Source organism: Bacillus sp. LBA3-1-1.1 (assembly GCF_040676495.1).
GTDB classification, from domain to species: Bacteria; Bacillota; Bacilli; order Bacillales; family Bacillaceae_G; genus Bacillus_A; species Bacillus_A nitratireducens.
The window spans coordinates 444,011-468,034 of sequence record NZ_JBEGIB010000001.1 but is presented as its reverse complement, the minus strand read 5'-3'; the positions used below and the strand labels follow the sequence as shown (position 1 = coordinate 468,034).

Here is a 24,024-nt window from a genome sequence, read left to right as displayed (position 1 = left end):
AAACCCTGTCTTTTAAACAGGGTTTAATAGCGAGAATGGCGACTTATATTCAATAATACACCTACTGCCATTAACATTAAGGTCAAACTTGATCCACCATAACTTAAAAATGGCAAAGTAATACCCGTAACAGGCATCAGTCCTGTTACAACACCAACATTAATCATTACTTGAATCGCAATCATCGCCACAATACCTACTGCTAAAAACGTACCATATAAATCTGGCGCTCCTAATGCTATACGAATCCCGCGCCATAGTAATAGACTAAATAATAATAACACAAATGAACCGCCAATAAAACCTAATTCCTCGGATAAGATTGCAAATATAAAGTCTGTTTGTGGTTCAGGTAAATAAAGAAACTTTTGTCTACTTTGTCCAAGTCCAAGCCCAAATAAACCACCAGGTCCAATTGCGAGTAACGATTGAATAATTTGAAATCCACTTCCGAGCGGATCCGACCACGGATCTAAATATGATGTGATGCGTTTCATTCGATATGGTGCTGATGCAATTAACCCTACAAATCCCGCTGCACCAAGCAAACCAAACATTGCAAAGTGAAAGACCCTTGCTCCCGATATAAATATCATAATAATACATGTCCCAACCATTACCGTTCCCGTACCAAGATCTGGCTGTAACATAATCATCCCAAAAGCAAGAAATACAAAACTTAGAGCAGGTAGTAATCCACGTTTAAAGGATGTAATTAATTTTTGTCGTTCCGCTAAAAATTTTGCTAAGAAAATAATCATCGCGAATTTCATAAACTCTGACGGTTGAATGGAGAATGCCCCGATTCCAATCCAACTTCGTGCTCCCCCGCGAACGAGACCTACTCCTGGAATTAAAACGAGAATAAGAAGAACGAAACAAACTAGCAAAATTACTTTTGAATACGTGCGCCACACCCAATAATCAATTTTCATTATAAAAAACATAGCCACTACACCAATACTCGCAAACAACAATTGTCTTTTTGCAAAAAAGAATGAATCCCCCATTTTATAAGAGGCCCAAACCGCACTCGCACTATAAACCATAATCATTCCGATTGTTAACAACGCAAGTGTAACGATGATGAGAATAAAATCAGGCGTTTTCTTCATTACCCATGAACACCACCTCTTTAGGCAGAACCTTTTGCCCTATGTAACAAAACATCAGTAGGTGTTAGCCTACTGATGTTTTGATTTACTTTATATAAGTTTATGCACAGCTTGTATAAAAATGTCTCCTCTTTCTTCAAATGTTTTAAATTGATCCCAGCTTGCACATGCTGGTGAAAGAAGAATTACATCGCCATCCGTAGAATGAGCGTAAGCTTTCACTACTGCCTCACCTAAAGTATCGACACTTTCAATTACATCTAATCCTGCTTTTTCAGCCGCTCTTACTAATTTTGGCGCAGTTTGTCCAAATGTTACAATCGCTTTGACATGTTTAAAGTATGGAATTAAATCGTCAAATTCATTTCCGCGATCAAGTCCGCCAGCTAATAACACAATCGGTTGTGTAAATGCAGACAATGCTTTTTCTGTCGCTAGCATATTCGTCGCTTTTGAATCATTATAAAACTTACGATTATTAATCGTTGTTACATATTCTAAGCGATGCTTTACACCTGTAAAACTTTTTAACACAACAGTAATTGCTTCATTAGAAACACCTAGTAACTTCGCAATACTCATCGCTGCTAAAATATTTTCTAAATTGTGCTTACCAGGTAAAACAATATCGCTTACTTCAACCACTTTTTCGCCTTTAAAATAAAGAGCGTTTTCTTTTATATATGCACCATCTTCAATTTCTTTCGTAGTCGAAAATAGTACTTTTTGTCCTTTACTTTGTGCCGATAACGTCATTACATCTGCATCATCCGCATTAATTACACTATAATCTGTTTCAGTTTGGTTTTTGAAAATATTCGCTTTTGCCAAACCATACTCTTCCTTCGTTCCATGGTAATCTAAATGCGCTTCAAATAAATTTAAAAATGCAGCAATTTTAGGTTGGAACATCTCTACTCCCATCAACTGGAATGATGAAAGTTCTGTAACTACAACTTCATTTTCTTTTGCATCTTGTGCAACTTCACAAGCTACTGTTCCGATATTCCCCGCAATAACAGGGTGCTTTTTGCCTTCTTTTAACATTTCAAACGCAAGCATTGTCGTTGTTGTTTTACCGTTAGATCCCGTAATTCCAACAAATGGAGCTTCTGAAATACGATATGCTAATTCAACTTCAGTGACAATCGGAATTTGCTTTTCTTTCGCCGCCACTAGTAGTGGATTAGAATATGGAATCCCTGGATTTTTTACGACAAGTGAAATGTTTCTTTCCAACAATTCTAACGGATGTCCACCACAAACAACATCCATTCCCTTCGCTTGCAATTCAGCTGCAGGCACGTTACCCGCCAATGGTTTCCCATCATTTACAATAACGTTTGCACCTAATTCGTTTAATAAAGTAGCTGCTGCATAACCACTTTTAGCAATACCTAATACAAGAACATTTTTATTTTTAAATTCAGTTATAGTTTTCAATTACATCCACACCCCGATATAAATTCCTAACACAGCTAGTAAAAATCCTACAGACCAAAACGTTACAACAACGCGCCATTCTGACCAACCACATAATTCATAATGATGATGTAATGGACTCATTTTAAAGACACGCTTTCCTGTTGTTTTGAACGAAATAACTTGGATAATAACAGATAAAGTTTCTGCTACGAATACACCGCCAATAATAACGAGTAACAATTCTTGTTTTAACAAAATCGCTACAGCTGCAATTGCTCCCCCTAAAGCTAGAGATCCTGTATCGCCCATAAATACTTTCGCTGGATTCGCATTGAATACTAAAAAGCCAAGTACAGCTCCTACAACTGCCATACAGAAAATCGCTACACCAAATTGTTCTTGAGCCACAGCAATAATACTAAATGCCCCGAATGCAATAGCAGCTGTTCCTGATAATAAACCATCTAAACCATCTGTTAAGTTAACCGCATTCGATCCACCAATAAGCATAAATAATACAAGAACAAAGTATGCCCATCCTAATTCGAATTCAACATCCGTTCCTGGAATCATAATATAAGTGTGAAATGCTTGCCCTTTTCCAATTAAAAAGAACGCAATAGCAATTACAAGCTGACCAACCAATTTTTGTTTTGATGTTAAACCAAGATTTCTTTTCTTAACTACTTTTATATAGTCATCTAAAAATCCGATTAATCCGTATCCAAATGTAACTAATAATAATAATGATACTTCTGCACCTAAATTGTTAAATTTAATCGCCATAATGAGCGTAGTTACCATCATGGATACATATATGACAATACCACCCATCGTTGGTGTCCCTGATTTCTTTTGGTGTGACTTCGGTCCTTCGTCACGAATACTCTGTCCGAACTTTAACTTTCTTAAAAATGGAATAAATAATGGCGAAAGGGCAACAGAAATTAAAAATGCTACCCCGGCCGTTACTAATAAACCTTGTTCAAGCACATGTAGTCCTCCTCTCATGCTGTTACTCTTCGTTGTTTAAACGCTCCGTGATTGCTTCTTTAGCGACTTCACGATCGTCAAAATGATGAACTTCCTTACCAATAATTTGATATGTTTCATGCCCTTTACCAGCAATAATAATGATGTCCGCATCTTTTGCTTTAGCAATTGCACAATGTATCGCTTCTTTTCTATCAATAATTACCTCGTAATTATTCCCATTTGCACCATTTACCATATCATCTAAAATAGCCTTCGGATCTTCACTTCTTGGATTATCTGATGTATAAATTGCATGCGTTGCATATTCTGCTGCGACACTTGCCATTATTGGTCTTTTCGTTCTATCTCTATCACCACCGCAACCAACGATACAATATACATTCCCTTTTGCAAATTGTTTTGCTGTTTTGAGTACGTTCTCTAAGCTATCAGGTGTATGTGCATAGTCAACAATAACTGTGTAATTTTGTCCACCATCAACAACTTCAAAACGTCCAGGAACACCAGCAAGCTCTTTGATCACATCGATAATTGTTTGTAAGCTCACACCTGAAACAAGACCTGCTGCTGTAGCAGCTAACACGTTATATACATTAAACTTACCAATTAATTTCATCGTAACATTGACAGTTTCATACGGTGTTACAAGTGTAAATGTTGTACCGCCACTCGTCATTACGATATCTCGTGCCATAATGTCGCTTGCAACATCTATACCGTATGTTACAACAGTAGCTGCTGTACTTCTCATATACTCCTCTGCTACTGGATCATCACTGTTTAATATAGCGTATTTTTCACGATTATGATGATAACTATTGCCCAGCTGTGCAAAAAGCAGCCCTTTCGCATGTTTATATTCTTCCATCGTTTTATGATAGTCTAAATGATCTTGTGTTAAATTCGTAAATACTGCAACATCGTAATCGCATCCGTGTACACGGCCAAGATCTAAAGCATGAGACGAAACTTCCATTACTGTGCTATCCACACCTTGTTCAACCATTTTTGAAAACGTCTGTTGAAGTGTTAGTGCATCTGGTGTTGTATTTTTCACCTCAAATGTTTCATCACCGATTTTCATATTAATCGTTCCAATTAGCCCTGTTTTATGACCATGTGCGCGCATAATTTCATCCATAATATGCGATGTTGTTGTCTTTCCATTTGTACCTGTAATACCGATTAAATGTAACTTGTGTGTTGGTTGGCCATAAAAATAATCAGCTAAAACCGCTAGCGAACGAAAAGTATTTTTCACAAGTACAACTGGAACGTCAACATCAATTGGTCTTTCCGCAACAATAGCAGCCGCTCCTTGTGCGGCTGCTTGCTTAGCAAAGTCATGGCTATCAACCGTATATCCTTTCATACATATAAATAAACTTCCCTCTTTCACTTTACGTGAATCCGCTTCAATAGATGTTATTTCTGGATTTTCTTTTGGAACAACTGGAAAATCATGCAAACATGATAAAAGTGTATGCAACTTCATTTCACTAAACCCTCTCTACATTGTTTATTTATCTCTTATTTTAGCAAGCAACACCTTACCTCCTAGTTATATAAAAATAGGAGGTAAGTGCTACTATAGTCTAATCAATAGATTTATTTATTAATGAGACACTTATCGTCTCAAATAAAGCAATTTTCCTATAAAAAACTCACTTCCACCAATTGTACCATAAAACACAATCAGTTACCTTTAATTCCCGAAGTAAATTCTAACTTTTGAACCCTCTTTTACTTTAGCTCCGGCTTCTGGTGATTGCTTAATTACTTTCCCACCATCACCACTTATATCAAGCTTCAAGTCTACAAGTTGCGTTTGTAAATCTTTCTTTTTCATACCAATTAAATTCGGAACTTCCACAGTTGGTGTATCGCCCCATTTATATTCTTTCTCAACTTGCTCTTTTCTCGGTTCCACTCCCATTACAGGAAGTGCGTCACGAAGAATATTCCCAACAATAGGTGCTGCTACAACTCCACCAAATTGAGTGACTCCTTTTGGGTTATCCACAGCTACATAAACAACAATTTGCGGATCGTCGGCTGGAGCAAAACCGATAAATGATACAATGTAGTTATTATCCAAATATTTTCCATCCTTCACCTTTTGAGCAGTTCCAGTTTTTCCACCTACACGATATCCATCAATGTAAGCCCCTTTACCAGAACCTTTCGCTACAACATTCTCTAATGCGTAACGAACTTTCTCTGAAGTTTCCTTGGAAATAACTTCTCTTTTCGCAACAGGTGTCTTTTTGCTGACAACTTGATTATTCTTCGGATCAATAAATTCCTTCGCTATATATGGCTGATACAAAGTTCCACCATTTACAGCGGCTGCCACAGCCGCTACTTGTTGAATCGGTGTAACAGAAACACCTTGCCCAAATGAAGTCGTCGCTTGCTCGACTGGACCAACTTTATCTAAATTAAATAAAATCCCGCTACCTTCACCTTGTAAGTCAATTCCGGTCTTCTGTCCAAACCCGAAATTGCGAATGTATTTAAACAATCGATCTTTACCAAGACGATCACCGAGTTCAATAAATCCTGGGTTACAAGAGTTTTGAACTACCTCTAAAAACGTTTGGCTACCATGGCCTCCAGCTTTCCAACATCGCAATCTAGCTCCACCAACTTCAGCTGCCCCATCATCATAAAACGTATCTTTCTCTAAGTCTACTAAATTTTCATTCAAGGCTGCAGCTAATGTAATAATCTTAAATGTTGACCCTGGCTCATACGTACTCCATACAGGTAAGTTTCTGTTATATACTTCCGGAGAAACACTTTGAAAATCTGCTGGATCAAAACTTGGCCGACTTGACATACCTAAAATCTCACCATTTTTCGGATTCATTGCTATTGCTATCATACCGTCAGGATTATACGTCGATTCCGCAATATTCATTTCTCTTTCCATAATCCTCGTAATGCGTGAATCAATTGTTAACCCTAAATTCAAGCCAGCTTCTGGTTTTTTGAAATCATCTCCAACGTTAGGCATTCTCTGCCCTTTCGCATCTGCAAAAAATCGCACATGACCTTTATCACCATTTAGCTCTTTATCATAATATTTCTCTAGTCCCATAAGCCCTTGATTATCACTGCCCGCAAATCCTAATACGTGTGATAAAAAATTACCGAATGGATAGTACCGGATAGAATCCTCTGCGATGTACACACCCTTTAAACTTAATCCGCGTACTTCTTTCGCTTTGTCATGCGATATTTTCCTTCCGCCTTTATCAAGCCTTACAATCGACTCTTTTTTTGTAACCCGTGTATAAATATCATCTTTTTCCACACCTAATACTGCAGCTAACTTCTCTGCAGTCTCTGCTGGTTTTTCAATTTGCCTCGGCACAACAAAGACGGTCGGTGCACTTTTATTCGTAGCAAGCTCCACACCATTTCGATCTAAAATCTTCCCTCGCTCTGGTTCAAAAGTAATATTACGACTCCATGAATCCTTCGCACGATCTGTTAACATATTTCCAAGAAAAAATTGCACATATCCAAGACGAATATCGATGATGGTGAAAATGAGTATACCCGATATAAGTATAAAAATAAGTCGCTTCCTAACTGTTACATTTGATACACGCATATTGGAACAAGCCTCCCTTACGCCTAGCTTGTTCCAATATATGCTTGTACTTATTTAATTAGAACTTCTTCCCTATTACCATTATGGCTTTTCTGCTTCTTGCTGCGGCTCAAGTGGTGGTACGAGTGTTACACCTAATTCTGTACCAGGTTGCAACAATGTTCCTTCCGCCACACTTTGTTCCGTTACATATCCTGTACCAGAAGGTTTTAAGTTAAGCTTTAATGTTTTTGCTAAATTCATAACATCACGCAGTGCCCATCCCTGTACATTTGGCATTGTAGGCTTATCTCCTACTAAGAAGACTCGATCACCTTTTAATGTTTGTTCAGTTGCTTTTGGCACTTGCTGCTGTACTTTCCCTTCACCTAATACAATTGGACGAAGTTTTGCTTTATCAATTGCTTTTTTCGCTTCATCCATCGTTTTTCCTGTTACATCCGGAACGACAGTTTGTTGCTCTTTCACATATTTCTTCGGATCCTTTACTTCATTTGGCTTAATCTTTAAATACTCTAAACTATTTTTCGTTACATATTTAAAGATATCAGCTAAAGGTTTCGCCCCGTTTTCATCATCTTTTAATTTTGGTTGTTTAACGGCCACATACACAACAAGTTGTGGATCGTCCATCGGTGCCATACCTAAGAATGAGAATATATAATTCTCTCTTCCTGTCATATAGCCACCTTTCCCATCAGGAATTTGTGCTGTACCTGTTTTACCACCGACTGAATAGCCATCAATTTTATATGCAGTCCCTGTTCCTTTCGGTGATGTAACAACACGTTCTAGTAATTGTCTTACTTGCGCGGCTGTCTCTTTGGTAACAGGTTTTCCTACTTCTTCTGGTTTATGCTCTAGCTGTACTTTACCTGTTATTGGATCCACAATTTTATCAATTGTATAAGGTTTCATCATTTTACCATCATTTGCAATCGCTGTTGCAGCTTGTACAAGTTGAATTGGTGTAACTGTAGAACCTTGTCCAAATGCCGTTGTTACTTGTTGTATTTGTTGATCAAATAAAATTGTATTTGATCCTTCACCAGATAAATCAATGTTTGTTTTTTCATCTAATCCAAAACTGTGAATATATTTTCGAAAACGCTCTGCACCAAGTTTTTGATCCCCTAAAATTGCGAACGCTACGTTTGAAGATCGCTCTACCCCTTCATCAAAAGTAATAGAACCCCATCCAGCGCCGCCGTTATGATCTTTTATTTTGCGATTACCCACTTGATATGTACCAGACTGATAAAAGTCTTGCCCATTGTATACACCTTCATTAATGGCCGCCGCTAATGTGAAAATCTTCATTGTTGATCCCGGTTCAAACGCATTTGCAATGGCGTCGTTGAAGAAATATTTAATTTGACGATCATTAGGGTCATAACTAGGTTTACTAGACATCGCTAATATTTTCCCTGTCTTCGGATCCGCAACAATCCCTATTAAATTTTCTGGTTCATAATGTTTACTCGCTTCTTTCATTGCGTCTTCTAAATAACTTTGAATACGTTGGTCAAGCGTTAAATACACATTATCTCCATTTTTAGGTGCCTTTACATTCACTTTCCCACCGTCAAGAGATACTCCTTTACGGTCACCTGTATAAGCTACCTCACCATTAGAAGCACCTAAATATTTATCCAAACTCTTTTCTAAGCCAAATTGACCGACTGAGATTCCATTTTCATCAGGTTTCGCATGACCTATGACGTAAGATGCAAAATCACCGTTTGGATACACTCTCGCATTTTCGGTAATAAAAGAGATTCCCGGCAATTTCAATGCTTCTATTTGTTCTTTCTTTTCTTTCGTCAAGTCCTTACCCAATGTTCCAAATTCCACTTGACTTTTGCCTTCTTTATTTAGAGTAGCTAAAATTTTATCTTCATCTTTTCCGAGTACTCCTGCGATTTTCTTTGCAGTATCCTCTTTATCCTTAACGGCGTTGGCTCCTTTTAACTCGGCTACAAGTTTATAAGAATTTGCATCTTGCGCTAGGACATGACCATTTTGATCATAAATTGTTCCTCGATTCGCTTCGAGGACTCCCTTTTTACTATGTTTCTGCTCAGCAAGTTTCTTTAAATCATGATTGTCCACTGTTCCTGTTACTTGTATGTAAAAAAATCGGGCTAATAACAGCAAAAAGAGCAGGAGGAAAAATATCATAAAATAACCTGCTCCCTTATTGGTATGAAATTTGGTCATATTTCTCTTCATCTTTTCTTCACACCTATTTGCCTTACTTTAGGCCTTTCACGTTATTCGCATTAATTTCTAGCCCGTGTTTTTTTGCAACTTCAGCGATACGTTCATAACGACTTAACTTCTCTACTTCAGCCTGCAATTCCTGATTTTCCTTTTGGTTTTTCACAATTTGTTCTTCTATCGTCGCTGCTTCTACATTCACTTGATAAAGACCCGCTTTATTCCCAATAAAAGCTACACAAGCATATAATAAAAATCCAATAAACGTTACATACAATAGCTTTTCAATTCTTGTAATTTTCGCTTTAACTTTTGGCTTAACCATCTGCTGTGGCGGCGTTTGAATTTGTACCTCTTCTTGCGCCTGTTGTTTATACTTTACAGCTAAATTAGTCATACCTCTCTCTCCTTTTTATCGTTTTTCAGCGATTCTCAACTTCGCAGAACGCGCTCGATTATTTTCTTCCAATTCAATGTCAGAAGGTAAAATCGGTTTTCTTGTAATAAGCTTTAATTTCGGTTTAAATTCATCCGGAATAATTGGTAGTCCCGGTGGTAATTGTGGCGTTGTGCTATTTCGCTTAAACGTCGTTTTACAAATACGATCTTCTAAGGAATGGAACGTTATAACACTAACTCTTCCACCAGGCTTGACCATATCAATTGCAGACTCCAACGCCTCTTCAAATACTTTTAATTCATCATTTACAGCAATACGAATCGCCTGGAATACTCGCTTCGCAGGATGTCCACCTGTTCTACGTGCCGGAGCTGGAATACCTTCTTTAATTAATTCTACTAATTCTCCTGTCGTTTCAATAGCCTTATTCTCGCGATACGCTTCGATTTTCCTTACTATTTGCTTTGAAAATTTTTCTTCGCCGTATTGGAAGAAAATTCTTACGAGTTGTTCATATGACCAGCTGTTTACAACATCATATGCTGTTAATGGGGCATCTTGATCCATCCGCATATCTAACGGTGCATCATGATGATAACTAAAGCCACGCTCTGGTGTATCTAATTGTGGGGATGAAACACCTAAATCGAATAAAATCCCGTCTACTTCTGTGATACCTAATTCATGTAGTTTTTCAGATAAATAACGGAAGTTGCTCTTCACTGTTACAAATTGCTCACCATAAGAAGAAAATTTTTCCTTTGCATTTTGAATCGCTATTTCATCTTGATCAAATGCTATTAATTTTCCACCATCTGTTAGCTGGGATAATAAATAAGAACTATGTCCTCCTCCACCCAGTGTACAATCTACATATGTACCACTCGGCTTTATATCTAAGCCATCTACTGTTTCTTTCAAAAGTACTGTTACGTGTTTGAACATTGCTGCACCTACTCTTTTTCCAATAAATTATGTTAAATACATTTCTCACTCTACAAACATTATTTACTACTAGAGGATGAAATGCTACTAAAGAACGACTCATTTAACTTCCAACAAGGTAGCCTGCTATACAAATCGCTATTTTATTTTATTATATACTAAATTTTATCATTTTTTGCGGGAATTTAAACAAAAACCTGTCGAAAAAGATATTAATCCGTTTACATTTTGTGCTATTTTGTCATATATATAAACTTGGTACATAGCGATTCATTACATCAATACAAGATAGATAATTCAGAAACATTTCACTTCTCAGTTAATTCAACGGGATAAAAATAAAATCCTGCTCAAAAGAGCAAGATTCTATAGTTTTATTACATGATGTTTTCCGTCCCACGAAAATGATTGTTCCATTACCTGGTCCACAAAATCAAGACCGAATTGATTTAAATAATAACAGACATTCCACACACGTTCTTGCGGTGCTCCTAATGGACGAAGCGCAAATTGCACACGTCGGAATTTATTTAGTTGAACCTCATGCTTCTTCTCAACATTTCTTTTCAACATTTTTTCTAACAGTTCAATTTGTTCATTAATTTTCATTTCATTTTTCCCTGCAAACTCATTTAACCCTGGATCTATTTTTTTCACGAATAGTTGTAATGATGTATGAATATCCATTATTTCTTTTTTCGCTTCTAGAAATCGTTCGTCTATCGGTTCCTCTATTTGATTAGAAAGCCAATTGTCACGCAAATTATCTACTTTATTTAGAAATGGATCAATTTCTTGCAAATCTAAATCGTATAAATCTGTCGCTATATCTCGCTCCATATAAGTAATCGTAAGCCGAGGAACGACAGGTGGCATTTGGAAACCGACAGTATGAAACACTTGTTGCAATTCACTCCAATAAGCTAACTCCCCCGGACCACCAATAAACGCTAACGTAGGAAACACATACTCTTGCATAAGAGGACGCGTTACAACATTATTACTAAAACGTTCTGGACTTCTTTCCATCTCTTCCATCAATTCTTCATACGAAAATGAATGCACTCCATCTTTTCCAATAAATTTCCCTTGATTCTCTTCAAGCAATACTCGCTCATTATCAATTTCCATAAATATATGCACTGCATTTGCCTTCGTTTCAATAATCGGTTTAAACCCTAATTCCTTAATTACTTCCTGTTGATTATGAAGGCCTGCTTGAATTTCTTTATATTTACTTATTATTTGTTGTAAAAACGGTACTTCTAATTTTCTTAAGGCAGGGTGATGAGAATCTACAAGAATTAAACCAGAATTTACGAACATTTTTGTAATAAGGTGTGCAAAGAAATCTACATATGTATGCGATTTATCTAAAGCATCCTCAACAAATTGTAATACATCCTTTGTAAAATTCGTTTCCGGATATGTTTTAAAAATCTCTTCGATCCATTTTCTACAGTCTTCAATAGAAAGCTCTGACTCAGAAGCACTCGCCTTTTTCGGATGACGATCATGAAAAATGGTCTTTTTTATTTTTTTATTTTTCGTTACAAATGTATGATTAATTTCATCCATATCATGATCTTCACCGGCAATCCAAAAGACCGGAACAACTCGAACCCCTAAACTCTCTTCTTTTTCTTTTGCAAGCTGTAAAATCGAAATGACTTTATGCACTGTATAAAGCGGTCCAGTTAACAATCCAGCCTGTTGTCCAGCTATAACTACATATGTATTTTCATCTTCAAGCGCTTTTATATTTTGAATTGTAGATTCTCCCGCTTGCAATTGTGTATTATATTCTAATAAATGCGTTACTAAATCTTGACGGAAAAACTCTCTCTCACGTAAATCATGTAAACGCTGTTTAAAAGCATCTTCTGTTAACAAATAGTCAAAACATGACTGTATCTCTTTTTTACCGTTCACATAGTCCGCTACAACACCTTGTAGTGGAACAGAGATTTCTTTTATCTCCATATAATTCTTCCTTTCGTATCCTGTTCTCTCACCAACCCACATTGTAGTCAATGTTTCATGTAAAAGCAAAGAAAAACACTTATAATTCCATCCCTTTTATTGCATCATACAAAAATTGAAGTGTCGGAACGGATTGTTGTCGTCCCTTTGCTTCTTCTAATACATATCCGACAATCGCATTAATTTCCGTTTGTCTATTCTCTCTTACATCCGCTAACATAGATGATGTATTACGAGCTGTTTTTTCACATACTTGGCATACCATTTGCCATACCATTCTTTTGTCCTCTTCTTTAATAAGAAATGCGACTTCCTGAAATACTTGCTCCATCATTTGATAAAAAAACGGATTTGAAATTAACTCTCCGTTCTCAACCCGTAATAATGCGGTCAGTGGATTAATACATACATTCACCACTAATTTATTACGCATAATCCCATTCCAATCATCTTCTATTTGAATCGGAAAATAATGTAAAGGAAAATGATTCAATACCTTTTCAAAACCATTAGATTGACCACGCACTACACCAAACTTTGTAACACCTATTCCAGTGTGATGGACTGTATGTTTCCCTTCTTTTTTCGCACCATGCTCCACGATCCCAACCGCTATACGTTCATTCCCTAATTTTTTCATAATGTGAAGGTGAGACATTCCATTTTGTAAAAAGATTAATGACGATTCAGCCTGCACAAAAGGTAATATGTCAGTTATATGATACTGCTTTACAGCAATAAATGTATAATCCAACTTCTCATCTCGCATACTTTCTATTGGTAAAATAGTTGGGAATACCGTTTCACTTTCCCCATTTCTAATACAAGTTACACCTGTTACATTCAATTCCTCAGCCTGCTTAGCCGTCCTTGTAAACAACGTAACATCTTGATTATTTTTTTGTAAATAAAATGTATATAGTAGACCAATAGCTCCTGGTCCAACAATTCCAATTTTCATTTTCACACAAGGAACATATATTAACAAGTGATATACGTTCCCTTGCCCTTCCCCCTTTACGGCTTATTAAATTATAATTGCATAGTTAAGGATTCAATTATCTTTTAACAAATGCAACCTCTTCTTTCACTATGTATATACTACTTATATACATAGTTCTACTCTTAGTTTAGCAAATCCTCAAAAAAATAATGAAAGAAATATTCTATCTTCTTCATAAAAATTAAAAAATGAGTTATAATATTATTATAAATATTTTAACTTTTCTGCATTCAACAAGATATGAAAAGGATGTGATGTAATGGGATTCCCAAAAGTTGAGCGCTTGCTCATCAATTATAAAACATTAGATGAATTTAAAAAATTTAAAGGTTGCGGAGCTCAAGAACTATCCATGTTGGAAGAATTAGAAGCAAACATTATTGAAAATGATAGCGAATCTCCATTTTACGGTATTTATTACGGAGGATCGCTAATCGCACGTATGAGTCTATACATGAAAAGGAACGGCGGGGAACCATTTGAAATTACAGGACCTTACCTAGAACTTTATAAACTTGAAGTGTTACCGACTTTTCAAAAACAAGGATTCGGACAAATACTTGTTAACTATGCAAAGCAACTGAAATTCCCAATTAAAACGATAGCACGTATCCATTCAGCTGGTTTTTGGGATAAATTGAGTTTCCAACCAGTATCAGTAACGGATGGCGATTTTTATATTTGGCTTCCAGAAACAAATGTGAATGCGGTTACAAATGAAGAATCTGCATAAGAAATAAAAAAAACAGCTGCGTAACAGCTGTTTTTTTATTTCTTTAACTTCTCCAATTTCCCATTCGAGCGAGCACCATTTCTTTCCGCTACCATTACACTTCTTTTTTGATCGATATAATCAAGTAATGTTCTATATTCTTCCTCATATACTGATAATCGCTCCAGAAGACGTTCTCGCTCTGTTTGTAACGATTCAATTTGTTGTTGCAACACCATTAAAGAGTTTTCATCTTTATAATTTCGTAAGAAATCAATAACATCATTCAACGTAATAGATTTCGGCTCTAATACCTTTGTCTCTTTCACTTCATAATTTTCTACCTTACGAAGTTGCTTTGCTTCTTCAATACGTTCTTTGTATTGCTTTCTAACATAAGAATTCCATCTAAATCCACATGCTGCTGGTGTGCGAGACAAATGTCTACCCACTTCTTTAAAGGCAGAAAGTTGCGTTCCACCTTCTTGAATATGCCGGAGTACTACTTCTGCCAGAAGCAAATCTTCATCATCAGTCCAAGCATCTTGTCTTGTTGTCGCCATCTCTCTAGTCCTCCCTATGCATTTTTTATTAAGCATATGCAGTTACTAGAAAAGATAGAATACAACAAATAAAGAATAAGACAAAAAAAATAAACGCAGAAGATATCTTCTACGTTTATTTTCCCGCAATTACTTGCTGATTACTTCTTTACCTTTGTAAGTACCGCATGCTTTACATACACGGTGAGCTAATTTCGCTTCACCACAGCTTGGGCACTCTACCATACCAGGTACTGATAATTTGAAATGCGTACGACGCTTTCTTTTTACTGTTTTAGAAGTTCTTCTAAAAGGTACAGCCATTCTTCCCACCTCCTTAAAAGAAATAGTTATTTTCATATGAAGGCCTAAACCAGTCTTCCGATTATTTGTCAAAAAACTTTGCAAGTCCTGCTAATCTTGGATCAACAGTCTTTTCTTTGTTTTCTTCCGAAATCACTTGCCAGTCTTGACCTTGCATCGGTGCTCCACCAGAAACATCATCACTGAAAATTTGCATTGGAATCTCCAAAAGTATATTTTCCTTGATTACGGGCAGTAAGTCAAGTACTTCTCCTTCTAAACAATGAATTTCAGCTTCTGTTTCAAATTCTTCTTCTGAAGTTTGGAACACCTCAGTTGTTTTAATGTCAAATGGTAATGTCACATCTACTAAAGAGCGAGAACATGGTAAAACCATGCTTCCAGTTATATGTAGATGAAACGTAAACTTACCGGAGCCAAAATCAACTCTTCCTGTTACATGAACAGGATTAATTTCACGAATATCTTTCTCGACCTCTTTTAGCTCACTTACATCTACCATTTCATTCAATGTCAATCCTTTATTTCTCAATTTATTCAATTGATGGATGGACCATTTCATATCATATCACCTCAAGGCAACAAACAAAATTATAGCTAGCCATTTTATATTTGTCAATGTTTTTTCTTTACACTATAATGAAGTCATCATAGGAAATAATATATAGATTATCACGTTTTCCAAAAAGATGCTACATCGAAAGGAGAGATTACCATAAAAGCCAGTGGTATTGTTGTTGAATATAACCCTTTTCATAACGGTCATGCTTATCATGTGCAACAAACAAAAAAGTTAACACAGTCTGATATTATTATCGCCGTTATGAGTGGTCCTTTTTTGCAGCGTGGTGAGCCAGCACTCATCTCCAAATGGTATCGTACTAAAATGGCCTTAACAAACGGCGTAGACCTTATTGTAGAGCTTCCTTATGCATTTGCAACACAAAAGGCCGAAACTTTCGCAAATGGCGCAATTTCGATTTTAAACGCCCTTCATGTTTCTGAGATTTGTTTCGGTAGTGAAGATGGGGAAACTGGAAATTTCTACAATACCATCTCTGTACAAAAAAATGAAGAAGAGACTTTTAATCGTCTTGTGAAGCAATTTATGAATGCGGGTAATAGTTATGCAAAAGCTACATCCGAAGCCTTTCAACACATCTTACCACCTGAAAAAAATGTAGATATGTCACAACCAAATAACATTTTAGGTTTACAGTACATTAAAGCTATCCTTTTACAAAATAGCTCCATGCAAGCACAAACCATAAAAAGATTCGCCTCTCATTATCATGATGAAACATTTCACGATCAACATATTGCAAGTGCAACAAGTATCCGCAAACAACTATTTAATGAACACGGTTCATCTACAACTATTGAGCCTTTTATCCCGAAAACAACTGCTTCTCTTTTAGAAAACTACAAGCAAAACTATGGGACGTTACATAACTGGGAAAAATACTTTTCATTTTTTAAATACAAACTTATGACGATGTCTCCAGGGGACTTACAACATATATATGAAATTGAAGAGGGTTTAGAGCATCGTATTTTATCCAAAATACAAGACAGTTCATCTTTCTATTCATTCATGGAAGCATTAAAAACAAAACGTTATACATGGACTAGATTACAAAGAGCTTGTACACATATTTTAACAAATACAACGAAGGAAGAAATATATAAAGCAAATATAGAACAGCACGCGCCGTATATCCGTCTACTCGGAATGTCACAAAAAGGACAAACTTATCTTTCTAAAAATAAGAAAAGAATAGAACTGCCAATCCTTACTCATACAAAAACATTCGAACACCCTACTTTAGACATAGAGCGAAAATCAAATGCTGTATATTTCTCCATAATGCAAGAACCTTTGCGGACACAACTGCTAAAACAAGAAGCAACGCATCATCCAGTTCGTTATGATGAAACAACTAAAAAATTCCTATAAGAAAAACCTCTCTTTTTCAGAGAGGTTTACTTTGTTTCACCCATTTTCCCCAAATACGTTAACGCATCGTCCAGTGTATCCACCGGTACAATTTTCATCTTTGTTTTAATATCTTTCGCAGCCTCAAGAGCGTCTTTATAATTCGATTTCTCCGCACCCTTTTCATTTGGCGCAAAGAACACTTCAGCTCCCGCATCACTAGCAGCTACTACTTTTTGTTGAATACCACCAATCGGACCAATTTCTCCTTTTTCATTGATTGTACCTGTTCCAGCTATTTCATGTCCGTTTGTTAAATCTTCTTCAACGAGCTGATTATAAATTTCTAACGTAAACATTAAACCCGCTGATGGTCCCCCTATTTCATGGGAATCAATTTTCACTTTCGGATCCACCACTAACTCTCTTTCTGTAACAATGGAGACACCTATACCAACGCGGCCATTTCCATTAGGAATTGTCTTTACATTTAAATTTTCTTTAAACTGTTTTCCGCCTCGCTTGTACTCAATACTTACTGTATCTCCCTCTTTTTTCCCTGTCATATACTCAATAAATTGTTCCGTCTTTTCGAATGTTTTTCCGTCGACAGCTATGATGACATCTCCAAGCTTAAGTTTCCCTTCTGACGGCATTCCCTTTGTCACACCAGCAACTAGTACCCCTTTATTTTCAAAAGATACGGAACGATTTGCACGCTTATATGCATTATAAATTGCAGCGTTTTGCGAATCTTTCATTGCATAATTTTGGCGAAATTGATATTCTTCATCACTCTCACCTTTTTGCAATATTTCTTCCGCCTTCGAAACGTGTGTATATTTATTAAATTGCGCGGCTATTAAGTTCACAACATTTGCAGGCCCCATTGAGACTGTGACAAGCATAAAATCACCAGACTCTTTAGTTCCACCGTCAACTTGCACGTACGGCGCTAATTTCGCGGCCATACCTGGTTTTGTCACAAAGTATGGCAAACGCACATAAACAAGTAGCATCGCCAATATAACCCCTATTAAAATTGCATATATAAACCGAAAACGCTTAAACATTATGTTTCTCCTTCCACTGCTCAATTAGTAAATAAATGTTTGAAATGTGTTTTTCTGCTTCCACTTCTCCGACCCTAATAATGTCTTCAATATGTGTAAAAGCACGCGAACTAAATTGTTCTACTGCTGGCCTCATCATTAAATCTGATGCTATTTGCCGATTCATCACAAGTTCATGTTGCATGATTTCAATACTCTGCATAATCACATCATAAATCGATGTAACCTCTCCATTCACCTTAATTGGAGATACATCAACAGCAATAACAATATCAGCCCCTAAATCTTTTACAACCGATACGGGAATACGGTCAATTACCCCTCCATCCACTAATAAGCGGCCATCTATTTTCTCTGGAACAAACACCCCTGGCACAGATATACTAGCTCGAACCGCCTCTGCAATCGGACCGCTTGTAAAAACAACTTTTTCCCCCTTCAAAATGTCAGTAGCCACAACAGCCGTTGGGATATCTAACTCTTCTAAATTTTTATTATATGTAAACATTTTAATCATATCTTTGATACGTTTTCCAGCAATAAATCCCATTTTAGGAACTGTAAAATCCAAATAATATTTCCTTTTAAAAACAGCGGCCAATCTATACAGTCTTTCAACGTCACAACTCGCTGCATAAAATGTACCAATTAACGCTCCTATACTACTACCTGCTACCATATGAATAGGGATGCCAGCTTCCCTTAACACTTTTATTACCCCTATATGAGCAAAACCTTTTGCACCTCCGGATCCAAGTGCTAAACCGATTTTTGGTTCCTTCATTTTTCTCACCCTTTAATTTTTTTCATTCCTTTTTCATACTTATGGTCTAAATTCACCACATATCCACGTATACTGAAATGAACGTTTTTGGGACAAAGGGGGATTTTCTTACATGTACGAAAAATGGAAAACTGCTTTTCTTACCATATCAATGTTGTTTTTAACCTTTTCTCTTGTACTCCACCCCCAAGCTGCTTTGCAAGCTTCAATTCGAGGGTTAAATATATGGTGGGAAGTTGTATTCCCTTCACTACTACCGTTTTTCATCATTGCGGAACTTCTAATCAGTATTGGTGTTGTAAAATTTATCGGTGTTATATTAGAACCACTAATGCGTCCATTGTTTCGTGTTCCAGGGGTAGGCGGGTTTGTTTGGGCAATGGGAATGGCTTCAGGATTCCCCGCTGGCGCCAAATTAAGCGCTAGACTACGCAAGAGCAATCAACTAACACAAATTGAAGCGGAACGACTCGTATCTTTCACAAATTCTTCTAATCCGCTTTTTATTTTTGGAGCGGTTTCTATTGGTTTTTTCAATAATCCGAAATTAGGGCTCGTATTAGCAGCAGCACATTATATAAGTAACTTTACCGTCGGGTTACTGATGCGCTTTTATGGTAGTAACGATACTTACATAAAAGAAAAACATACGAATCAAAAACGTGCCTTTCAAAATCCTTTTTCCATTCTCCACCAAACGCGTATGCAAGAAAAAAGGCCAATCGGAAAACTACTTGGTGACGCTATCGTTTCTTCTATTCAAACACTGCTCATGATTGGTGGGTTTATTATTTTATTCTCTGTTTTAAATAAAATGATTACTGTTTTCGAAATTACAGAAGCGCTTTCTTTTATTATGCAACATATTTTATCATTCTTCCAACTTACCTCCCAATTTAATATTCCGATATTATCCGGTATTTTTGAAATGACGCTTGGAAGCCAAATGATCAGCCAAATAAATGAAACAACACTTCTTCAACAAGCAATGGTAACAAGCTTCATTTTAGCATTTAGTGGTCTTTCTATTCAGGCACAAGTAGCAAGCATATTAGCGGAGACAGATATCCGTTTTAAACCATATTTTTTAGCTCGAATTATCCAAAGTATTATCGCTCCTATTCTCACTTTTATATTTTGGGAACCATTTTATGAAAAAGTTCATTCTGTCTCGCCTACACAAGAAGATATTCCCGTATTTTTATTGAATCATTCTTTTACACTAAATGATATTTGGACAGCATTTATACACTACGGACCAATCTTCACCTTATTTTGTTTATATTTATATGTTATCTTATTGTTTTTACGTATTTATAAAGAAAAACCCCGTTCACTTTAACGGGGTTTGAAACTTTTCTTTTAAAGCTCGCTCTACAATCGGAGGAACAAGGTCTACTACACTTCCTCCATATCTCGCAACTTCTTTCACAATACTTGAACTTAAAAATGAATATTGATTGTTTGTCATAATAAAAAAGGTTTCTATATTTTCGTCTAATTTTCGATTCATTGAAGTAATTTGCATCTCATATTCAAAATCAGAAACCGCTCGCAAACCACGTAATATTGCATTTGCATTACGCATTTTTGCATATTCCACCAATAATCCACTATGTGAATCAACCTTTACATTCGGAATATCCTTTGTCGCCTCTCGAATTAACTCTAAGCGTTCTTCTACCGAAAAGAATGGTTTTTTTGATGAATTATTTAAAACAACTACATATACTTCATCAAATACTTTTGCGCCCCTTTTAATAATATCCAAATGCCCAAGGGTAATTGGATCAAAACTCCCTGAAGAAATAGCTATACTTGTCATTCCGTCCCCTCACCTTCATACTTATAAATCGAAATTGCTGTAATCCCATAGTTTTCCGCTCGTACTTTTACAAGTTCTCCTATAGAATCAGGTAAAACCACGTCATCCCCGTGCTCTGCCATAATGATTCCATCTTTATTTAACAATCCATGTTGATCCATCACACTAACTAAAGAAACAATTTTTTGAGCTTTATATGGAGGGTCTATTAGTATAAGATCGAATGATATTTCACGCTTTATAAGCGCCTTCACCGCACGCTCTGCATCATTTCGATACACTTCAGCTTGTTCTTGTAGTCTACAGCTTTCTAAATTTTGATGAATGACTTTTATCGCTTTACTATCTCGATCAACAAAAATCGCTTTATCAATCCCTCTACTTATGGCCTCAATTCCAAGACCACCGCTACCACCAAATAAATCAAGAGCGATACCACCATCATAATAAGGACCTATCATATTAAAAATAGATTCTTTCACTTTATCTGTCGTTGGACGCGTTGTATTACCAGGTACCGCTTTAAGTGGGTGCCCTTTACATTTTCCTGAAACTACTCTCATCTGTTGTCACTACCTTTATTTCAATCTATAGAGCGATTACAGCAAATTCTTTTCAATTCAGTAACCGCTACCAATTCATACATTTTTTCATTAATTTGTTATTTAAAAAATTGAAAACCTCAGTTAAAATAACCGCTCGCTATTTCTTTCATATCCATTTCACTTTTTGCAAGCAACAACCCTCTATGTACATCAGTTCCACTTTACCTTTTTTATCCTATCATAAAATAAAAAAAAGAAAAATAAAAAACCTAACATAAATTTTAATTTCATTATGTATATCTTCATTTAGATTGGACATAAATAAATATAACAACATCACCTTCGATGTTGTTGCCAACCGCGGAGAAGACTTACGTTTCCCCATAAGTTCTTCCTCCGGTTTCTCCTCTCCCTTTGCCTTCTTACTAGTTCATACTAGTATAAGAAGGGCCCTGCATTGCAGGGTTTTTTTCTTTGTCTACTTTTCATTTAAAAAGTGAGATGGTACAGTAAAAGAAAGAGGAGGAAAAAATATGATTCAACGCTTTATAGAACTCGGAGAAGGCTACTCTGATTTATATGAATTACTCGAAATTGCCAAAGCAAACAAAGAACGTATAACACATATGTTACAATTTGAAACTGTAAAAAACGAAAAAAAAGTGTGTTCACTTGTTGTAATACTAAAACCTACAACTACTGGTGATTTTCAGCCATTATACATATGTCGTGAAGGCATTCCTGTACTTGAAAATAAAAAAAGCAAACGTGTTATTTTATTTGAAGAAACGGCAGAACAAATAGGGAAAAAAGTTACTACCTTTACTGTAAAACCGTCGACAACTTTCCCTGAAAAAGAACTATTTTTCAATCATCTAATTGGTATTTTACGGATGAACAATTTCATTCCTCCAATGAAGTAACATGTTATTTAAAATAAAAAAAATCCCCCACTAAATTTAGCAGGGGATTTTTTTATTAGCTATAATCGTATTCCTTCGCCCGATCAGGACGTGAATTTTCGAATTCCGTTTTTAAAAATGGGCGATACGACTGTTCTACTTTTTTTACAAAAGGAAGTTTATTCAATTTTTGCATCATATGCTCAATTTGTTCCATATCACAATATACAACCGCATATTTCAATCGTTTTGATATGTAATGAATGTTACCATATTTCCTTAAAATCTTGGCATGTTTCAATGAATGTAAATAAACAATCATACTTTGTCGTTGCCCGAACATAATCTTCTCCATCTTCTCCTTTTAAAAACTTATATTCTTATCTTTTATGAAAACCAATCAGAAATTTATGACATTAAAGGAAAAACTCTGTATACGTTTTCTTCCATATTCTAAAAAACGGGGTAAATTACCCCGTTTTTTTACAACCACAACCGCCTCCGGTACCACAACCACCGCCACAGCCACCCGCATCAAAAAACGGATTTCCTGTTGGAACTTTAATGGAAGAGGATACCTCCGAACCGATTGCTACACTAACTTCATCTAATAACTTTTGTAAAGCAGTTTCTGCTTTTTTAAAGGCTGCAATTTTATCATGCAAATCTACAGAACGCTTTAATTCCCTCATTTTCGTTGAAACGAAAGTGTAGTCAGGATGATATTTACCAAAGCGTTGCACTTCTTCATATCGCTCTTTCATCGCTGTAAACTGTTGAATTAGCGTCTGGACATCTATATCTTCTTGTATATCCTTATAACACTTACGATAATCTTCTGCTATATCTGAACAAATGATTGATTTTGCAAGCTGCTCTGCCTTATCTAAAATCAGTACGCTTTCCAGCGTCGCTACAATCATGAGAGACACCTCCGAGTATTCATCATAACACATTTTGGACAGAACTACTAATTGAAGTCTCTCACCTAAAAGAAAGATATGCTTCTAACTTCTTTTCATATAATCCTCTTATACTCCTATACGCTAATATGCTCCGCAACATTGTATTTAAGAACATCCCATTTCCCACTATTTTCTTTCACATAGCTAATACATGCGTTTTTAAACGGCGTTTTAAATGTAATTTCCTCTGGTGTAATCGCATGTAAAATTGCTTTTATTGCATGTGAATGCGCAACAATGATAATACGCTTATCTCCATGGGTTGCTGCAACCTCTTGTAAAGCGGTAAAACAGCGTTCTACAATCTCTTCGTCCCGCTCCATACCTTTTACATTACCTTCTGCAATTAACTCTCTAACTGTCGCAACTGGTTTCCCAGAAGCTTCTCCAAAATTACGTTCCATAAATCGCTCATCTAATAAAATAGATTGCAACCCAATAGCCTCAGCAATTTCCCTAGCTGTTTCTTGAGCTCTAATTAAAGGGCTACTGATAATAATATCCCACGATTCCGCTTGCAAGGCAGCTGCACTTTGACTCGCTTGCTTTTTCCCAACTTCGTTAAGCGGAATATCTTCGCGCCCTTGAATAATCTCTTGAAAATTCCAATCAGTTTGTCCATGTCGTACTAAACAAATTTCCGTCATGCTGCAACTCCTTTTTAAATAATCCGATTCTATTGTAACAAAAGTTTTGCATGACGGACA

24 protein-coding genes are annotated in these 24,024 nt (G+C 36.3%); 4 read left to right on the top strand and 20 right to left on the bottom strand.

Translation table 11 applies throughout. From position 1 onward, the window contains the following. Positions 1–23: 23 nt before the first annotated feature. The 10 genes from spoVE to panE form a co-directional block, all read right to left on the bottom strand. Positions 24–1,115, bottom strand: coding sequence for a stage V sporulation protein E (gene spoVE / locus MRBLBA3_RS02615; protein ID WP_000753514.1), 1,092 nt, complete (start codon positions 1,113–1,115; stop codon positions 24–26). Positions 1,116–1,205: 90 nt separating this feature from the next. Next, positions 1,206–2,558, bottom strand: a complete 1,353-nt coding sequence (gene murD / locus MRBLBA3_RS02610) for a UDP-N-acetylmuramoyl-L-alanine--D-glutamate ligase (protein WP_000849654.1) — start codon at positions 2,556–2,558, stop codon at positions 1,206–1,208. Continuing rightward, on the bottom strand, positions 2,559–3,533 hold the full coding sequence (gene mraY / locus MRBLBA3_RS02605) for a phospho-N-acetylmuramoyl-pentapeptide-transferase (protein WP_000893068.1): 975 nt from the start codon (positions 3,531–3,533) through the stop codon (positions 2,559–2,561). Positions 3,534–3,555: 22 nt separating this feature from the next. Further along, positions 3,556–5,031 carry a UDP-N-acetylmuramoyl-L-alanyl-D-glutamate--2,6-diaminopimelate ligase gene (gene murE / locus MRBLBA3_RS02600; protein ID WP_000766281.1) on the bottom strand — a complete coding sequence of 492 codons (1,476 nt, stop codon included), beginning with the start codon at positions 5,029–5,031 and terminating at the stop codon, positions 3,556–3,558. 210 nt (positions 5,032–5,241) lie between these two features. Beyond that, on the bottom strand, positions 5,242–7,158 hold the full coding sequence (locus MRBLBA3_RS02595) for a stage V sporulation protein D (RefSeq protein ID WP_001266222.1): 1,917 nt from the start codon (positions 7,156–7,158) through the stop codon (positions 5,242–5,244). A gap of 81 nt (positions 7,159–7,239) precedes the next feature. Continuing rightward, positions 7,240–9,339, bottom strand: a complete 2,100-nt coding sequence (locus MRBLBA3_RS02590; protein ID WP_000575871.1) for a penicillin-binding protein — start codon at positions 9,337–9,339, stop codon at positions 7,240–7,242. Positions 9,340–9,412: 73 nt separating this feature from the next. Next, a complete protein-coding gene (gene ftsL / locus MRBLBA3_RS02585) occupies positions 9,413–9,775 on the bottom strand; it encodes a cell division protein FtsL (protein WP_000182807.1) in 363 nt (120 codons plus the stop codon). A gap of 15 nt (positions 9,776–9,790) precedes the next feature. Further along, on the bottom strand, positions 9,791–10,723 hold the full coding sequence (gene rsmH / locus MRBLBA3_RS02580; RefSeq protein ID WP_000472513.1) for a 16S rRNA (cytosine(1402)-N(4))-methyltransferase RsmH: 933 nt from the start codon (positions 10,721–10,723) through the stop codon (positions 9,791–9,793). A gap of 366 nt (positions 10,724–11,089) precedes the next feature. Beyond that, positions 11,090–12,706, bottom strand: coding sequence for a bacillithiol biosynthesis cysteine-adding enzyme BshC (bshC, locus tag MRBLBA3_RS02575; protein ID WP_000403024.1), 1,617 nt, complete (start codon positions 12,704–12,706; stop codon positions 11,090–11,092). 79 nt (positions 12,707–12,785) lie between these two features. Beyond that, positions 12,786–13,673: a 2-dehydropantoate 2-reductase gene (gene panE, locus MRBLBA3_RS02570; RefSeq protein WP_098323164.1), complete on the bottom strand. Its 888-nt coding sequence runs from the start codon at positions 13,671–13,673 to the stop codon at positions 12,786–12,788. 295 nt (positions 13,674–13,968) lie between these two features. Here panE and MRBLBA3_RS02565 point away from each other — a divergent pair, with 295 nt between their 5' ends. Then, on the top strand, positions 13,969–14,442 hold the full coding sequence (locus MRBLBA3_RS02565) for an N-acetyltransferase (protein ID WP_071746849.1): 474 nt from the start codon (positions 13,969–13,971) through the stop codon (positions 14,440–14,442). A gap of 35 nt (positions 14,443–14,477) precedes the next feature. Here MRBLBA3_RS02565 and MRBLBA3_RS02560 read toward each other — a convergent pair whose 3' ends face one another. The 3 genes from MRBLBA3_RS02560 to MRBLBA3_RS02550 all read right to left on the bottom strand — a co-directional run bounded on the left by MRBLBA3_RS02560 (position 14,478) and on the right by MRBLBA3_RS02550 (position 15,849). Beyond that, positions 14,478–14,984: an RsfA family transcriptional regulator gene (locus tag MRBLBA3_RS02560; protein WP_098323152.1), complete on the bottom strand. Its 507-nt coding sequence runs from the start codon at positions 14,982–14,984 to the stop codon at positions 14,478–14,480. A gap of 129 nt (positions 14,985–15,113) precedes the next feature. Continuing rightward, complete coding sequence (gene rpmF / locus MRBLBA3_RS02555; protein ID WP_001984764.1) at positions 15,114–15,287, bottom strand: 50S ribosomal protein L32; 174 nt, start codon at positions 15,285–15,287, stop codon at positions 15,114–15,116. A 61-nt stretch (positions 15,288–15,348) separates the two neighbouring features. Beyond that, positions 15,349–15,849 carry a YceD family protein gene (locus MRBLBA3_RS02550; RefSeq protein WP_000872151.1) on the bottom strand — a complete coding sequence of 167 codons (501 nt, stop codon included), beginning with the start codon at positions 15,847–15,849 and terminating at the stop codon, positions 15,349–15,351. A 153-nt stretch (positions 15,850–16,002) separates the two neighbouring features. Between MRBLBA3_RS02550 and MRBLBA3_RS02545 the strand changes: the two genes are divergently transcribed. Further along, positions 16,003–17,244, top strand: a complete 1,242-nt coding sequence (locus MRBLBA3_RS02545) for a nucleotidyltransferase (protein ID WP_353764405.1) — start codon at positions 16,003–16,005, stop codon at positions 17,242–17,244. Positions 17,245–17,270: 26 nt separating this feature from the next. Here MRBLBA3_RS02545 and MRBLBA3_RS02540 read toward each other — a convergent pair whose 3' ends face one another. Beyond that, positions 17,271–18,296 carry a SepM family pheromone-processing serine protease gene (locus MRBLBA3_RS02540; RefSeq protein WP_000476276.1) on the bottom strand — a complete coding sequence of 342 codons (1,026 nt, stop codon included), beginning with the start codon at positions 18,294–18,296 and terminating at the stop codon, positions 17,271–17,273. Further along, a complete protein-coding gene (locus tag MRBLBA3_RS02535) occupies positions 18,289–19,080 on the bottom strand; it encodes a patatin-like phospholipase family protein (RefSeq protein ID WP_000662592.1) in 792 nt (263 codons plus the stop codon). Before MRBLBA3_RS02535 ends, MRBLBA3_RS02540 begins: the two co-directional genes overlap by 8 nt. Before the next feature lie 112 nt (positions 19,081–19,192). On the opposite strand from MRBLBA3_RS02535, the gene ylbJ reads away from it, so the two are divergent. Next, positions 19,193–20,422, top strand: a complete 1,230-nt coding sequence (gene ylbJ, locus MRBLBA3_RS02530; RefSeq protein ID WP_000273073.1) for a sporulation integral membrane protein YlbJ — start codon at positions 19,193–19,195, stop codon at positions 20,420–20,422. Here the strand turns inward: ylbJ and coaD are convergent. After that, complete coding sequence (gene coaD / locus MRBLBA3_RS02525) at positions 20,414–20,905, bottom strand: pantetheine-phosphate adenylyltransferase (RefSeq protein WP_000200601.1); 492 nt, start codon at positions 20,903–20,905, stop codon at positions 20,414–20,416. The genes ylbJ and coaD overlap by 9 nt on opposite strands. Next, entirely contained in the window at positions 20,902–21,468 is a 567-nt protein-coding gene (gene rsmD, locus MRBLBA3_RS02520) for a 16S rRNA (guanine(966)-N(2))-methyltransferase RsmD (protein ID WP_001266992.1), read from the bottom strand. The genes coaD and rsmD overlap by 4 nt, the downstream gene beginning before the upstream one ends. Before the next feature lie 515 nt (positions 21,469–21,983). On the opposite strand from rsmD, the gene MRBLBA3_RS02515 reads away from it, so the two are divergent. Continuing rightward, complete coding sequence (locus MRBLBA3_RS02515) at positions 21,984–22,373, top strand: DUF7147 family protein (protein ID WP_000616004.1); 390 nt, start codon at positions 21,984–21,986, stop codon at positions 22,371–22,373. 55 nt (positions 22,374–22,428) lie between these two features. Here MRBLBA3_RS02515 and MRBLBA3_RS02510 read toward each other — a convergent pair whose 3' ends face one another. From MRBLBA3_RS02510 to MRBLBA3_RS02500, 3 genes are all read right to left on the bottom strand, one after another. Further along, positions 22,429–22,695, bottom strand: a complete 267-nt coding sequence (locus MRBLBA3_RS02510) for a YlbG family protein (RefSeq protein ID WP_002088292.1) — start codon at positions 22,693–22,695, stop codon at positions 22,429–22,431. 127 nt (positions 22,696–22,822) lie between these two features. After that, positions 22,823–23,275: a YlbF family regulator gene (locus tag MRBLBA3_RS02505; RefSeq protein WP_000634367.1), complete on the bottom strand. Its 453-nt coding sequence runs from the start codon at positions 23,273–23,275 to the stop codon at positions 22,823–22,825. Positions 23,276–23,391: 116 nt separating this feature from the next. Next, a complete protein-coding gene (locus MRBLBA3_RS02500; RefSeq protein ID WP_363379672.1) occupies positions 23,392–23,964 on the bottom strand; it encodes a histidine phosphatase family protein in 573 nt (190 codons plus the stop codon). Positions 23,965–24,024 lie beyond the last annotated feature (60 nt).